The organism is Ruegeria sp. N11 (assembly GCF_056531525.1).
Genome location: NZ_JBQFLX010000018.1, coordinates 1 through 13,774 on the forward strand (window position 1 = coordinate 1; position 13,774 = coordinate 13,774).

Annotated in this window: 14 protein-coding genes; 6 read left to right on the forward strand and 8 right to left on the reverse strand. The window is 57.2% G+C overall.

Annotated features, from left to right (window positions below; all coding sequences use genetic code 11):
* A partial coding sequence (locus tag ACR0J8_RS17935) for a DUF3604 domain-containing protein (protein WP_480523828.1) occupies positions 1–98 on the forward strand: 98 nt, incomplete at its 5' end.
* A gap of 306 nt (positions 99–404) precedes the next feature.
* Here the strand turns inward: ACR0J8_RS17935 and ACR0J8_RS17940 are convergent.
* A complete protein-coding gene (locus ACR0J8_RS17940) occupies positions 405–1,439 on the reverse strand; it encodes a LacI family DNA-binding transcriptional regulator (protein ID WP_480891488.1) in 1,035 nt (344 codons plus the stop codon).
* A gap of 105 nt (positions 1,440–1,544) precedes the next feature.
* On the opposite strand from ACR0J8_RS17940, the gene ACR0J8_RS17945 reads away from it, so the two are divergent.
* From ACR0J8_RS17945 to ACR0J8_RS17965, 5 genes are all read left to right on the forward strand, one after another.
* Complete coding sequence (locus tag ACR0J8_RS17945) at positions 1,545–3,869, forward strand: DUF1989 domain-containing protein (RefSeq protein WP_480523817.1); 2,325 nt, start codon at positions 1,545–1,547, stop codon at positions 3,867–3,869.
* 35 nt (positions 3,870–3,904) lie between these two features.
* Complete coding sequence (locus ACR0J8_RS17950) at positions 3,905–4,876, forward strand: ABC transporter substrate-binding protein (RefSeq protein WP_480523815.1); 972 nt, start codon at positions 3,905–3,907, stop codon at positions 4,874–4,876.
* A gap of 65 nt (positions 4,877–4,941) precedes the next feature.
* Positions 4,942–5,991 carry a quaternary amine ABC transporter ATP-binding protein gene (locus ACR0J8_RS17955; protein ID WP_170806960.1) on the forward strand — a complete coding sequence of 350 codons (1,050 nt, stop codon included), beginning with the start codon at positions 4,942–4,944 and terminating at the stop codon, positions 5,989–5,991.
* 10 nt (positions 5,992–6,001) lie between these two features.
* A complete protein-coding gene (locus ACR0J8_RS17960) occupies positions 6,002–7,519 on the forward strand; it encodes an ABC transporter permease (protein ID WP_480523813.1) in 1,518 nt (505 codons plus the stop codon).
* A 331-nt stretch (positions 7,520–7,850) separates the two neighbouring features.
* On the forward strand, positions 7,851–9,605 hold the full coding sequence (locus tag ACR0J8_RS17965) for a caspase family protein (RefSeq protein ID WP_480891493.1): 1,755 nt from the start codon (positions 7,851–7,853) through the stop codon (positions 9,603–9,605).
* Positions 9,606–9,726: 121 nt separating this feature from the next.
* Here the strand turns inward: ACR0J8_RS17965 and ACR0J8_RS17970 are convergent, their stop codons facing one another.
* From ACR0J8_RS17970 to rplB, 7 genes are all read right to left on the reverse strand, one after another.
* Positions 9,727–10,347, reverse strand: a complete 621-nt coding sequence (locus ACR0J8_RS17970) for a 2OG-Fe(II) oxygenase family protein (protein ID WP_480523809.1) — start codon at positions 10,345–10,347, stop codon at positions 9,727–9,729.
* A gap of 51 nt (positions 10,348–10,398) precedes the next feature.
* On the reverse strand, positions 10,399–10,947 hold the full coding sequence (locus ACR0J8_RS17975; RefSeq protein ID WP_480523807.1) for an amino acid synthesis family protein: 549 nt from the start codon (positions 10,945–10,947) through the stop codon (positions 10,399–10,401).
* A 159-nt stretch (positions 10,948–11,106) separates the two neighbouring features.
* Positions 11,107–11,520, reverse strand: coding sequence for a 50S ribosomal protein L16 (gene rplP, locus ACR0J8_RS17980; RefSeq protein ID WP_170615802.1), 414 nt, complete (start codon positions 11,518–11,520; stop codon positions 11,107–11,109).
* A gap of 12 nt (positions 11,521–11,532) precedes the next feature.
* Positions 11,533–12,243, reverse strand: a complete 711-nt coding sequence (rpsC, locus tag ACR0J8_RS17985) for a 30S ribosomal protein S3 (RefSeq protein WP_008758042.1) — start codon at positions 12,241–12,243, stop codon at positions 11,533–11,535.
* Positions 12,243–12,623 (reverse strand): 50S ribosomal protein L22, encoded by a 381-nt coding sequence (rplV, locus tag ACR0J8_RS17990; RefSeq protein WP_039538267.1) that lies wholly within the window; start codon positions 12,621–12,623, stop codon positions 12,243–12,245. The genes rpsC and rplV overlap by 1 nt, the downstream gene beginning before the upstream one ends.
* A gap of 3 nt (positions 12,624–12,626) precedes the next feature.
* The gene (gene rpsS, locus ACR0J8_RS17995) at positions 12,627–12,905 is read right to left on the reverse strand and encodes a 30S ribosomal protein S19 (RefSeq protein WP_005980699.1); all 279 of its coding nucleotides are present in this window, start codon (positions 12,903–12,905) and stop codon (positions 12,627–12,629) included.
* Between the two features lie 3 nt (positions 12,906–12,908).
* Entirely contained in the window at positions 12,909–13,751 is an 843-nt protein-coding gene (rplB, locus tag ACR0J8_RS18000) for a 50S ribosomal protein L2 (protein ID WP_008757664.1), read from the reverse strand.
* Positions 13,752–13,774: the final 23 nt, after the last annotated feature.

Sequence of the window (13,774 nt, forward strand, 5' to 3'; positions counted from 1 at the left end):
ATGCCGTTCGGTTCGGGGACGAACTGCCCGCAGATGTGCCTACCTCAACACAGGAGCGCGCTTACACTTCGCCAATCTGGTATACTCCAGAGGGCTGAGATGTCCGGCAGCCGAGTTTGACTGTGACCGAAGCCCCCTAGCTCCTAAGGCAGCGTCACAAAGCGAAATCCGTCCTTTCAGGCGGTTACTTGGGGCTCGAAGTTGATTGTGGATTGAGCTGCTTTCGGCCAAGACGGTCAGACACAAAGACCGGAGGTGCGAGAAAGGCTCAATCAGCCTCTCTCGGTGGATTGTATCGCTTGTAGGAATAAGTCCAATGCCACCAACCTCGAACTTCGTCAGGTTTCGTATTTAGAGCGTTGCGGAGGCCAGCGAATGGGTATTCGCGGACGGTTTTTCGAAAGTCAGCCGTATTCGTCGAAAGCGCCCTTTCGAATGGTCGAACTTCTTTCAACCAGGTCTGCCTCTAACCTTTCAGGCTCAGGTCTCTCTTGAGTGGAAATCCAACGCGCCAATGCGATCGCTGCCCTTTCACCCATTGTTGAAACTGGAAGATGAACTGTTGTGATGGAAGGTACAGCCACGGCAGAGCTCGGCAGGTCATCCAGGCCCATTAGAGACACCTCGTCCGGGACACTGATGCCGTTGGATTGAAGACCAAACAAAACCCCTAGTGCCACAACGTCCGACAGACACAGGATCGCATCTGGTTTGACCGACATGTTGACGATGCGTGCAGTAGCCTCGGCGCCGCCCCGGAGGCTTATTTCGGTTTCGGCTGTCGTTATCTCGCCATCCCAATTCAGCTCGTGCAGCCCGGAAAGTCGGGCCTGTGTTCGGTCATTGTTGTGAACAGGGCCGTGAACAACTGCAATCCGCCGGTGTCCAAGCTTAATCAGATGCCGTAGGGCCAATTGTGCCGCGGCCTTGTTATCGTACCCAATCGTTGGAAAAGGGTTGGAGACGTCAAAGTATGATGTGACGATCGTGGGGATTCTTGTGCGCTCGATCAGGTCGTGAAATTCAGCGGCGTGTGTTGCGCCAGTAATGATCAGCCCTTCAGCCCCGATATCAACCAGCCCCTTCGCCTTTTCGGCTTCAACCTCCAGGTCTGACTCAGTTGTGGCTACGATCAGTGAAAGCCCATCTTGGGACAGTCTGCGTTCGAGCGCGGCAAGAAACCGAGCGAAAATGGCATTGTCCAACGTTGGTACCAGCGCACCCACGAAACGGGTCCGACCAGAGTTGATTGCTCTGGCGGCCGCGCTGGGGACGAATCGAAGATCCGCAATTGCTTTCTGAACTTTCTCCAGAGTTTCCTTTTTCACAACACCCGGTTCGTTCAGCACCCGGGATACGGTTGCGACCGATACGCCCGCTGCTTTCGCAACATCTCTGAGATTTGCGCGTTTTTTCAACGTCGGGTCTTTTTGTGTCACGTGGTATCGCGCCTATTTTTTCTACCTTCAACGAAAGTATTGACATATGTAACCAGTTTCATCAACCTCTGTAACTAGTTTCATAAATGAGAATCCTACGGCAACATGCATGGTTCAGCTGTCCTACACGAGTTCACGAATGCCGGGTTTGTTGGCCCGGGACGCAGATTCCCGGGCTTTCCGAAGGCCTCGGGTGTCCGAGAATATGTGCTGGCACCACGCGACGCGCACCGTGTTGAAGCCGCCGAGGGCGACCTGCTGTCATTTGAGGCGACATCGCAGGGTTATCCGCTGGACATTGTTGCGTTTGCCGATGGGAGGCCTGCGCTTGCTCGACTGAAACTGCAAGCGAACGGAACGGTTGATCAAGGTGCATTCAACAGCGACCCTTTTACAGGTTGGATTGGTGCAAATGGCGGAGATCCAAGGCAGGAAGTCGCGTGTTTCAGGCTAATGGCCTCATCAGAACCGCTGGTGTTGCGTGTCGAAAAACGCGTGACATTTTGGTTGATCAGGCCAACGCTCATTTCTGGCTTGGTTGAGGGAACCGATACCGGATGCGTTACGGTCTCCCATCAATGTGCAGTCTCGGACCAGCCTCAGCTGCCGCCACTTCTGGGAGATGTCCGGGACGAGTTTACTGTACCGCGAGGAACGGCGCTGGCTTACGAATTGAAAGCGGGCGAATTCGTTCAGATCATCGACGTGGAAGGGCAGCAGTGCTCGGACTTCATGGTGCTTCGTTCCGATGAGCTGAAACATGGAGTCGAATGGATGATCGACTCGACGGCGACGCGATCAATGGTGCGACGCGCCTATCCTGGCCCGGGGTTGCTGGACAAGTTCTACGATCGTGAGATGCGACCACTTCTCAATGTGGTGCAGGACACCTGTGGGCGCCACGACACTTTCGGTCTGGCTTGCACCGCCCGAGGTTATGAAGAGCGCGGCTTTCCCGGCCACGTGAACTGTTCCGATAACATGTCCAATGCGCTGGCGCCTTACGGTGTCGCGCGTCGTTCGGCCTGGCCCGCGATCAATTTTTTCTGGAACACATGGGTTGATCCGGCGACGCATCACATTCTGACCGAGGAGTCCTATTCCCGCCCCGGTGACTATGTCGCCATGCGCGCTATGGAGGACCTGGTGTGCGTTTCGACCGCTTGCCCGGACGATATTGACCCGATCAATGGCTGGAACCCGACGGATGTTCACGTCCGCATCTACCGCCCAGAAACGCCGATCCGCCGTGCGGTTGCCTATCGTGAAAAGGAAGATGCCCCGATGTCGATCAGTCAGGAATCCGCATTTCATGATCGGCTGGCCCCGTTGACCCAACAATTCGCGCCTGCACGTGATCTATGGGCACCAGTCAGCTTTCCGGCGCACGGCACCTTGGGTGAATACTGGGCCTGTCGTGAGGCCGTGACAGTTCAGGACATGAGCGGGTTGCGCAAATTCGATATTGTTGGCCCGGACGCCGAGAAACTGCTGCAGCAGGCAACAACTCGCAACGTGGCGAAGCTGCCGGTCTGGCGTGGGTCCTACACGTTGATGTGTGACGAAAGCGGCTCGGTTATCGATGACGGCACGCTTTTCCGTCTTGCGCCCGAAATCTTCCGTTGGTGCTGCGGATCCGAGGAAAGTGGTCGTTCGCTGCAGGCATTGGCGATGGATATGGGCCTGCAGGTTCGGGTGCACGCGATGCGGAACGCGATGCCAAACCTTGCCATTCAGGGGCCAAAATCCCGCGACTTGCTGCGCAAGATTGCCTTCACTCAGCCACATGTGCCTTCGCTGGATCACCTGAAGTGGTTCGGGGTCACAATTGCCCGGCTCAATGATCGCGATGGTGCGCCATTCATGCTCTCACGCTCGGGTTATACCGGGGAACTGGGTTACGAAGTCTTCTGTTCCAAGACCGACGCGCTAGCGATCTGGGATGCGGTGATGGAGGCGGGTGAAGAGTTTGGGATCACACCCATGGGCTCGGCTGCGCTGGACATCATCCGGATCGAAGCCGGATTGGCCGCGGCAAATGCCGAGTTTGCGCCGGGCGTCGACGCGTTCGAGGCCGGTTTGGACTTCGCGGTCGATCTGAACAAGGCGAGCTTTACGGGCAAATCTGCGCTTGAGCGAAACGCGCGAGAGCCGCGCCGCGTGCTCAAGGGATTGTTGATCGGGTGCGATGATGTGCCTGCTCATGGCGCTTCGGTCTTTGCTGGCGAACGGCAGGTGGGCGTGGTCACTTCGGCCATCCGATCACCGATGCTTGAACACGCGATCGCCATGGCGCGGCTGTCGGTCGAGCATGCCGAGAACGGCACGCAACTTGAAATTGGGCAACTCGACGGGCGGATGAAACGCCTGGGGGCAACGGTATCGGACATTCCATTCATAGACCCGCAACGCAAGCGGGCGCGCGTCTGATGCGCATCCAACACAACGCAACGGGAGAATTTGATATGAAGAAACTGACAACACTTACGGCAACACTGGCTTTCGCCTTGGGTGCTACTTCAGCGTTGGCGCAAGACAAGGTCATGGTGGGCGAACCCAGCTGGCCCGGCGCCAAAATCATGAGCCGCGTCATCGGGCAGGTTATCGAAACGCGTTTGGGCGGAGAGGTGGGCTATGCGCCGGGCGCCAACGCCGTGATTTTTGCCGCAATGGATGGCGGGCGAGGGGACATTGATGTGCACCCCGATGTCTGGTTGCCGAACCAGTCTTCCTTCACCGATGAATACGTCGACCAGAAAGGCACCGTCGCGCTGTCTTCAAGCAGCTACGAGGGCCGGGCCGGGATTTGCGTTCCCAACTACATGGTCGATGATCACAGCATCAAGTCGATCTATGATCTGGCCACGCCTATGGCCCAGGAATTGTTCGACTCTGACGGCGATGGCATGGGCGAAGTTTGGGTCGGCGCGTCGGGCTGGGCCTCAACCAACACCTTTAAGGTGCGTGTGCGCGACTATGGTATCGAAACGTTCCTGACTCCGACAACCGAAGATGAGACGGTGTTCTATTCCCGTCTCAAAGATCAAATCGACCAGAAAAAAGGCGCCGCTTTCTACTGCTACGCGCCGCATTATGTGCACGCGCTGTATGATGTGACAATCCTTGAAGAACCCGCACACGACGCGGCCACATACAAGATGGTTCAGCCGGATCAGGACGCGGATTGGTACAACAAATCGCATGTCAGCACAGGCGAGCCTGTGAAAACCGTGACGGTTGCCCACTCCAAATCTTTGGAGCAGCGCAATCCGGCCGCAGCTTCTTTCCTGAGCAACATCAACATGAATGCTGATCAACTCAGCGGCCTAACCTACGAAGTTGTCGTTAAAGGGCGCGAAACGGATGAAGTTGTGGCCGAATGGATCGCCGCGAACGGCGATACCGTCGACGGCTGGCTGGGCCTGAAAACCAACTGATACCCAGTGCCCCCGGCCAGGTTGTCGGGGGCACATTCTGAAAGCTAGACCAAGGTGGGGCCAGTATGACAGCGGATATCGCAATCGATGCACGCGGCGTGTGGAAAGTGTTCGGAGCACGCGCGCGGGACGCACTGAAAGCCATTCACAGTGAAGGGTTGAGCAAGGCCGAGGTGCTGGAGCAGTTCAACTGTGTTGTCGGCGTCGCTGATGCCAGCTTTGAGATCGAGCGCGGCGAGCTGTTTTGCGTCATGGGCCTTTCCGGGTCGGGTAAATCGACCCTAGTGCGCCACGTGAATCGCCTGCTGGAACCCACCGATGGCCACATCTACCTGGACGGCGATGACGTGATGGGTCTGAACGATGACGGGCTTCGCGATTTGCGGAACCGCCGCGTCGCCATGGTGTTCCAGAACTTCGGCCTGATGCCCCACCGCACTGTCCGCGACAACGTGGCCATGCCTCTGGAAATTCGCGGCACCGGCAAGGCGCGTCGCTGGGAAGAGGCAGATCGCGTTCTCGAACTGGTAGAGCTCAATGGCTGGGAAGACAAATATGCACATGAGTTGTCCGGCGGCATGCAGCAGCGTGTCGGCCTTGCCCGGGCGATCGCTGCAGACCCTGAAATCCTGCTGATGGACGAACCATTCTCGGCCCTCGATCCGCTGATCAGGAAGCAATTGCAAGACCAGTTCATGGAACTCAGCCACAAGCTCAACAAGACCACGATGTTTATCACCCATGACCTTGATGAGGCGATCCGTATCGGCCACCGCATCGCGATCATGAAGGATGGGCGCATCGTTCAGATCGGCACGCCGGAAGAAATCATCCTCAATCCCGCCGACGATTATGTCGCCGATTTCGTCGCCGGGATTTCCAAGCTCAACATGATCTTTGCGCACTCGGTGATGAAACCGGTCGACGAATTCGAGGCCCATCACGGCGAAGTTCCCAATGACGCCAAAGAGGCCCATCCCGACATGGATCTGTCCGACCTGATGAACCTTTGTGTCGAAGGGCACGGAGTGGTCGCAGTCACCCAAGACGGCAAGACCGTGGGCGTGATCAACCGCGCAGGGCTTATCCGCGCCATTCAGAACAGTCAGGCCTAAGGGGACAACGATGAAACACGTTGATGCGCAGCAGGTCAAACCCGAAACTGCCGACCGTCTGGAAGGTTTGATCGCTGATTTTGTCGGGCAAAGCCAAGCATATTATCAAAAGACCTTTGCCTATATGATGCAGGCGCCGGGTTATCGGTTCACCCTGAACAAGGCTGCCGCCGTTCTCGGCCCGATCTGGTTCGGCGCGCGAGGTCTCTGGTCCTGGTTCCTGGGCTTTCTGGTGCTTGAAACACTCGCTTACATTCAGATCGGCTTGGGTCTTTTCGGTGATCTGGGTCGGGAGTTTCGCGAACGGGCCGATCAGATCGAACAAACTCTGGCGCTGCGTCGACAGCAGATCGAGGCGGCGGAACAATCCGGCGCTGCGTCGCTGGAGTCCCTAAAACGCGCGGCAGAGTCGCTGGAAGGCGCCCTGGCCGGAGCGCAGGAAGCCGCACAGAGCGCAGACTCTACCGGTATCACCTATCTGGCGGTCGGGCTTTTCCTGCTGCTAGCCGTCAAACTCCTCGCGGCGTCGTTGGCCAACTGGACGCTGGAAGGTCAGTTCGCGCGCTGGCGATCGGATTCCAGCGTGGCTAATGGATGGTCCGTGACCCGGATGGTCGTTGCGTCCCTGCTGACCGTAGTTGTTGTTGTTCTTTCTGCCATCAAGTTTGCGCAACCTGATGCACTGTCTGTTCTAAAGACCTTTCCGACAAACCGGGATTGGCGGCTCAACGTGGGTGACGGCGTACAGGCCGTATTCGAGTGGACCAAAACAGCCGGACGCGGTTTCTTCGATGGGTTGACCTACGGAATGCGCACCCTTCTGGACTGGATCGAAGTGGTTCTGGTCGACACCCCGTGGCCGGTCGTGGGGCTGGTCATAATCATGCTGGCTTATCTTTCCGCTGGCCCGCGCGTGGCAATTTTCACCGGCGCGGCATTGGCTTATCTCGGCCTGCTGGATTTCTGGGAGAAGGCGATGACAACTATTGCCCTGCTGGGGGCCGCTGCGCTGATCTCGATCACGCTGGGTATTCCGCTTGGCATTTACTGTGCACGCCGCCCCCGAGCGTTTGCCATCGTGCGGCCAATCCTGGACTTCATGCAATCGATGCCGTCCTTCGTGTATCTAATCCCAGTTGTCGCCTTCATCGGGTCCGGCAAACCCGCCGGAGTCGTCGCGACAATGATCTTTGGAAGCCCACCGGTGATCCGCTTTACCGTCCTGGGTCTGCAGCAAGTGCCGGAAACCGTGCGCGAGGCTGCCCTCGCATTTGGCGCAACGCCGCGCTATCTGTTGTGGAAAGTAGATCTGCCGCTGGCGCACAAGACCATCATGGCTGGCGTCAACCAGACCATACTTATGTCACTTGCCATGGTCGTTGTTGCATCACTGATTGGTGCGAAAGGTCTGGGCGAAGATGTGCTGGAGGCTCTGCAATATGCTGCCGCTGGGCAAGGCATACTGGCGGGTCTGGCAATCCTCTTCTGTGCTCTCATTCTGGACCGCATTGTGGCAGGCAAGAAATGACCACGGCTTTCCGGTAGCACCGGTTTGGCTGCTTCCAGTTTTCGGATCTGGTGGTTCGGCATGTAGGAACAGTGATCGGTTCAGGCATTTACGGCAAGATGCTTGGTCATGTGAAAACGGACCGGTCACCGATGAGCGGCAAAATATTGGTTTGTCGTTGATATTTTCTGTTCTTCGTCAAAACCAGAAGCCGTGAAATCCTTCTAAGTACCGCGTGCGCCAGCTTGACGTCGCGGGGCAGGCCAGGGTGTGATAGAGTATACTCAGGTTAAAAAATCTGCTGCTACTTATGCTTAGATGCCAAACTCATCAATTCCGTCGCGGCTTGCGGATGGGTCTTTGCTTTTTCTGGGGCCTGGCACTTTGCCTGAGTATTGCGACATCAGCCGAGGCAAAGCGTGTGGCGCTTGTAATCGGCAACGCACAGTATGACCACGTTTCGGACATTCCCAACTCGGCCAACGACGCCAGGGACGTAGCCGCCGCGCTTGGGCGGATCGGGTTTGTTGTCACCGAAAAATACAACCTCGATTACCGAGACATGCGGCTTACCCTTCGGGATTTTTCCGAGGAAACAGACGACGCAGATATGGTGCTGGTCTACTTTGCGGGCCACGGAATCGAAATCGACAATACAAACTATCTGATACCCACAAACGCGGAACTCAGAAGTGACAAGGATGTAGAGTTCGAGGCCATCCGGTTGGAGACAATGCTGAATTCAGTTTCAACGGCCAAGGGCCTGAAACTGGTTCTTGTGGACGCCTGCCGGAACAATCCGTTCGTGTCGCAAATGGTCCGAACCACGGCGACCCGGTCGATTGGCCGGGGATTGGGACGTATCGACCCGGGCGGCGTACTTGTCGGGTATTCCGCGCGCAGTGGGACGCTGGCATTGGATGGCGTGGGCCGCAACAGCCCTTACGCGCAGGCTTTGCTGGAGCATATCGAAGTGCCCGGTCTGGAATTGGGAAAGCTTTTCCGCAAAGTGCGGGACACAGTTTTTGACCTGACTGAGGGCTATCAGGAGCCGTTCACCTATGGCTCACTGCCCGGGCGCGACATCTTCCTTGTTCCTGCAGCAATCAAGGCTCCTTCAACCGAATTAGACCAAAACTCTGCAACCGCAGAACCCCTCCCTGCTGACGAACGCGAAGACGCGGCTCAACGCGTCCTGCGCGAAGCACTGAAGCTGGAAGATGACAGTGTGAAGAAGGGCGCATTGGAAATGATCGCGCAACTCTATCCGAACACAAGGGCCGGACAGTACGCTGGCGAGGTCGCTGGCGCGATTGGCAATCAGGCTCAGCCAAAAACGAAGGCCTCGGATGACCAAAGGAATGCAGGCGACCTGTCCTTGATTTCGAAGAATACAGCCGACCAGGGGGGTCGGGAGAATGCGCAACAAGACATGGCGCTGGAAACCGAAACTGCGTTGAACTTAAGCCGAAGCGACTATCGAAGTATTCAGCGCGGTCTGAATGCTCTGGGCTATTCCGCCGGGCCAGTTGACGGGATATTCGGTGCGCGGTCTCGCGCGGCCTTGCGTCGATTTCAGGGGCAAAGCGGTTCAGAGGGAACCGGATACCTGACCGAGAAAAGCTATGCTGTTCTGAAAAACATCGCGAAACCCGAACCGCCACTTGATAGCAATGTGCAGCCTGACAGCCGCGTTTCAGTGGCGTTGCCAAATCCCCGTGCCGATGCGTCCAGCCCGCTATATGGGGATTATGTCATCGATATCAGCCGACGGGCGAACCCCAATGGCAAAGACGCGGGTTCAGGCACAAAGCTGGTCTTGCGATTACACTACCGCAAGTCCGCCAACGGGTTTCAGTTGATCAGTGCTCAGGAATTCGCCAAGGGCGGAGCGTCGCGGCCCAAGAGCTATAGCGCATCGCTTTCTGATAGCGGTCAATTGCGCGTGTCCGGCCGCACGAATTACTTGTTCAAGAGTTCGATTGTTGTCGGATTCTCGATAAGTCAGAACCTGCCACCTGATTTTTCGGCGGGAAGGTCGCTGACCAGCACGCAGGGCAGATTTGACAAAAACTGGTTTGTGGACGTCAGGATTACGAAAAGATAACGCTCATCATGGCTGGTCGACTTTATTTTCAGGCCTCACGGCCTGCACTGTCGGAAGACGTATGCAACCGCAGTTGATACGCGGACGGGAAGGCTTTGGTGCCCCGCTATGACCAGGTTTGTTAATCCCAACGGTAATTGAAGCTGACGCTGATCCGTTCGTCCTCGGCCATGTTCATCGGAACCTCATGGCGCAGCCAGCTTTCCCACAGCAACACGTCCCCCACCTTCGGCTTTACATAGATGAACGGCTGCAAGTTACGCCGACCACCCTTGAGGCGCGTGGGCGCGGCCATCATGCGGCCGGACCGAGGGTCTTCCAGTTTCAGCGCGCTGGCGCCTTCTGGCATCGCGACGTAAGTTGTGCCTGAGATCACGCTGTGAGGGTGCAGGTGGCTGGAATGCATCCCGCCTTCGGGCAGGATGTTGATCCACAGATCCTCAAGCTTCAGTTCTCCTTCGCCCAGGTCAAACTCAAGATCCGTGGCAAACGCGGCCACGTGCTGATCCAGAACCTTGACCAGATCGGCAAATATTGGGAACCGCCACGGCAGATCGGTCAGAGAGGCGTAGCTGGTATAACCGGGATAACCGTTTTCCTCACACCAGTCCTGTCCGGCCTCATCATCCTCGGCGATGACGATGCATGAATTTTCCAGCTCTTCCGGGTCGATCTTCGGATCGAATTCAGAAAGGGCAGCGCGGTAGAGGCGGGTGACGAAGAGTGAATCAATCTGTGGCATGGGCCGGGCATAACCCAGCCCTTGCACCAAGGCCAGTTAATGTTTCCAGGGTTAGGTCTTAAGGGGTCCTTTGCCACAGCGCGGGATAGGGCGGCCACCATCCGCATAGGCAAGGCACAATACAATCTCGTCCGGTTTCGGCGCATCGGGTACATTCAGTGTCATAGTGTCGAAATGATCGAAGGACCACGGGTTGTCCTTGTGTCCCAGCGGCAGATCAATTGTGCAACCCGGCGCACCCAGTTTTGCATTTGATGGGATCACAGCCTCACCCCCGCCGGCCGCCGCGCGCATCGGGGCACCAAGCTTGGGATGGATCACAGCCCCGCCTTGTTCAAGATCTCCGTTTATACCGACGATGGCCGCCTTGCCGTATGAAACCGGATCTCCGTCCAGCTGCTCAATTGCCTCGTCAGCCAGATCGGCACCAAGCGCTCCGCCGATCTCGAACAAGTCCGATAAGTCTTCTGTAAACTTGCCTGCCAGTGGGTTTTGAAAGACGGCCATAGCTGCCACGCGAACGATGGGTGGGCATGGCTGGCCCAGTTGATCAGTGGTGATCACTTCTTTGATAAGCACTTTCTTGCGCAACTGAACCATGGGAACCTCCGGCTAACTGACTGACAGCCTAGGGCTGCCTTCGTATTTCGTCGAATCCAATCACGCGACCGCGAATGCAGCGCATCGTTGAAACAGAAAACCCCCGCCGGTGTCCCGGCGGGGGTCTTTTCAGTCACGAACGGGGTTGCCCCCTATCGCTTACCAGTCTTCGCGAACCACGACGCGGGTCTTGATTGGCAGCTTCATCGCGGCCAGGCGCAGGGCCTCGCGGGCGATGTCGTCATTGACGCCGTCGATCTCGAACATCACGCGACCGGGCTTGACCTTGCAAACCCAACGGTCAACGGAACCTTTACCTTTACCCATACGAACTTCGATCGGCTTTGCAGTGACCGGAGTGTCGGGGAAGATGCGGATCCAGACACGACCCTGACGCTTCATGTGGCGGGTCATGGCACGACGCGCAGCTTCGATCTGACGTGCAGTCACACGCTCAGGCTCGATGGCTTTCAGGCCGTAGGTGCCAAAGTTCAGATCAGAGCCGCCCTTGGCTTCGCCCTTGATCCGGCCTTTGTGCATCTTGCGGAATTTTGTACGCTTTGGTTGAAGCATATCTTTCCCTCCTTAGCGACGACCGCCACCAGCACCACGAGGTGCAGGGCCGTCCTGGAGTTCCTGTGCTTTACGGTCACGTGCCTGCGGATCGTGCTCCATGATCTCACCTTTGAAGATCCAGACCTTGATCCCGATGATCCCGTAGGGGGTCATCGCTTCGGCATGTGCGTAATCGATGTCGGCACGCAGGGTGTGCAGAGGCACGCGGCCTTCGCGGTACCACTCGGTCCGTGCGATTTCGGCGCCGCCCAGACGACCAGCGACGTTCACCCGGATACCCAGGGCGCCCATGCGCATGGCGTTCTGAACCGACCGCTTCATCGCGCGACGGAACGAGACGCGGCGCTCCAGCTGCTGAGCGATGGACTCGGCAACCAACTGCGCGTCAAGCTCGGGCTTGCGCACTTCGACGATGTTCAGGTGCAGTTCGCTGTCGGTCATGCGAGCAAGCTTTTTGCGCAGAACTTCGATGTCTGCACCTTTCTTGCCGATGATGACACCGGGGCGTGCAGTGTGGATCGTGACGCGGCACTTCTTGTGCGGACGTTCGATGATCACACGGGCAACACCGGCCTGCTTGCACTCTTTGTTGATGAACTCACGGATTTTGAGGTCTTCCAGCAGAAGATCACCGTAGTCCTTGGTGTCGGCGTACCAGCGGCTATCCCAGGTGCGGTTGACCTGCAGGCGCATGCCGATCGGATTTACTTTATGACCCATTAGGCTTGCTCCTCAACTTGACGCACCTTGATGGTGATCTCCGAGAACGGCTTCATGATCTTGCCGAAACGGCCACGGGCACGCGGACGACCGCGCTTCATGACCAGGTTCTTGCCAACCCATGCTTCGGCGACGATCAGTTCGTCAACGTCCAGGTTGTGGTTGTTTTCGGCATTCGCGATTGCGGACTGCAGGCACTTCTTGACATCCTGCGCGACGCGCTTGTTCGAGAAAGTCAGGTCGGTCAGAGCCTTCTCAACTTTCTTGCCGCGGATCATTTGCGCAACCAGGTTCAGTTTCTGCGGGCTGGTGCGAAGCATGCGCGTTTTCGCCATTGCTTCGTTTTCAGCCACGCGGCGGGGGTTCTTTTCCTTGCCCATGACTTACTTCCGCTTCGCTTTTTTGTCTGCGGCGTGGCCATAATAGGTACGGGTCGGCGAGTATTCACCGAACTTCTGACCGATCATGTCTTCCGAGACGTTTACCGGGATATGCTTCTGGCCGTTGTACACACCAAAGGTCAGACCCACGAACTGGGGCAGAATGGTGGAACGACGCGACCAGATTTTGATGACTTCGTTGCGGCCCGACTCGCGCGCTGCTTCGGCTTTTTTCAGCACGTAAGCATCGACGAAAGGACCCTTCCAAACAGAGCGAGACATGGATTAACGTCCCTTCTTCTTGGCGTGCCGCGAGCGGATGATCAGCTTCTGGGACGCTTTGTTCTTGTTGCGGGTACGCTTACCCTTGGTGTCCTTACCCCACGGAGTAACCGGCGTACGGCCACCCGAGGTACGACCTTCACCACCACCATGCGGGTGATCGATCGGGTTCATTGCAACACCACGAACCGAGGGACGAACGCCCTTGTGGCGCATACGACCGGCTTTACCGAGGTTCTGGTTGCTGTTGTCGGGGTTGGACACGGCACCAACGGTGGCCATGCATTCCTGACGGACCATGCGCAGCTCGCCCGAGCTCAGACGGATCTGAGCGTAGCCGCCATCGCGACCAACGAACTGAGCGTAAGTACCAGCCGCACGTGCGATCTGACCGCCTTTGCCAGGCTTCATCTCGATGTTGTGGACGATGGTACCAATGGGCATGCCCGAGAACGGCATTGCGTTGCCCGGCTTGATGTCAGCCTTGGCGGATGCCACGACTTTGTCACCAACAGCCAGACGCTGCGGAGCCAGGATATATGCCTGCTCGCCGTCTTCGTATTTTACCAGTGCGATGAATGCGGTCCGGTTCGGGTCATATTCGATCCGCTCGACGGTTGCCGCGACATCAAATTTGTTCCGTTTGAAGTCAACGATCCGGTAGAGACGCTTTGCGCCACCGCCGCGGCGGCGTGAAGTGATCCGTCCGGTGTTGTTCCGGCCGCCCGATTTGGTCAAACCCTCAGTGAGAGACTTGACCGGACGTCCTTTCCAAAGCTCCGAACGGTCGATCAGCACCAGCCCGCGCTGGCCCGGCGTCGTCGGCTTGTACGACTTAAGTGCCATGCTTTCTGTCTTCCGTTTAGCAA

Bases quoted from the DNA above. Each gene is read 5' to 3' on its own strand.
- ACR0J8_RS17945 (WP_480523817.1), top strand. From the start codon at position 1,545: ATGCATGGTTCAGCTGTCCTACACGAGTTCACGAATGCCGGGTTTGTT.
- ACR0J8_RS17950 (WP_480523815.1), top strand. From the start codon at position 3,905: ATGAAGAAACTGACAACACTTACGGCAACACTGGCTTTCGCCTTGGGT.
- ACR0J8_RS17955 (WP_170806960.1), top strand. From the start codon at position 4,942: ATGACAGCGGATATCGCAATCGATGCACGCGGCGTGTGGAAAGTGTTC.
- ACR0J8_RS17960 (WP_480523813.1), top strand. From the start codon at position 6,002: ATGAAACACGTTGATGCGCAGCAGGTCAAACCCGAAACTGCCGACCGT.
- ACR0J8_RS17965 (WP_480891493.1), top strand. From the start codon at position 7,851: ATGGGTCTTTGCTTTTTCTGGGGCCTGGCACTTTGCCTGAGTATTGCG.
- ACR0J8_RS17970 (WP_480523809.1), bottom strand. From the start codon at position 10,347: ATGCCACAGATTGATTCACTCTTCGTCACCCGCCTCTACCGCGCTGCC.
- ACR0J8_RS17975 (WP_480523807.1), bottom strand. From the start codon at position 10,947: ATGGTTCAGTTGCGCAAGAAAGTGCTTATCAAAGAAGTGATCACCACT.
- rplP (WP_170615802.1), bottom strand. From the start codon at position 11,520: ATGCTTCAACCAAAGCGTACAAAATTCCGCAAGATGCACAAAGGCCGG.
- rpsC (WP_008758042.1), bottom strand. From the start codon at position 12,243: ATGGGTCATAAAGTAAATCCGATCGGCATGCGCCTGCAGGTCAACCGC.
- rplV (WP_039538267.1), bottom strand. From the start codon at position 12,623: ATGGGCAAGGAAAAGAACCCCCGCCGCGTGGCTGAAAACGAAGCAATG.
- rpsS (WP_005980699.1), bottom strand. From the start codon at position 12,905: ATGTCTCGCTCTGTTTGGAAGGGTCCTTTCGTCGATGCTTACGTGCTG.
- rplB (WP_008757664.1), bottom strand. From the start codon at position 13,751: ATGGCACTTAAGTCGTACAAGCCGACGACGCCGGGCCAGCGCGGGCTG.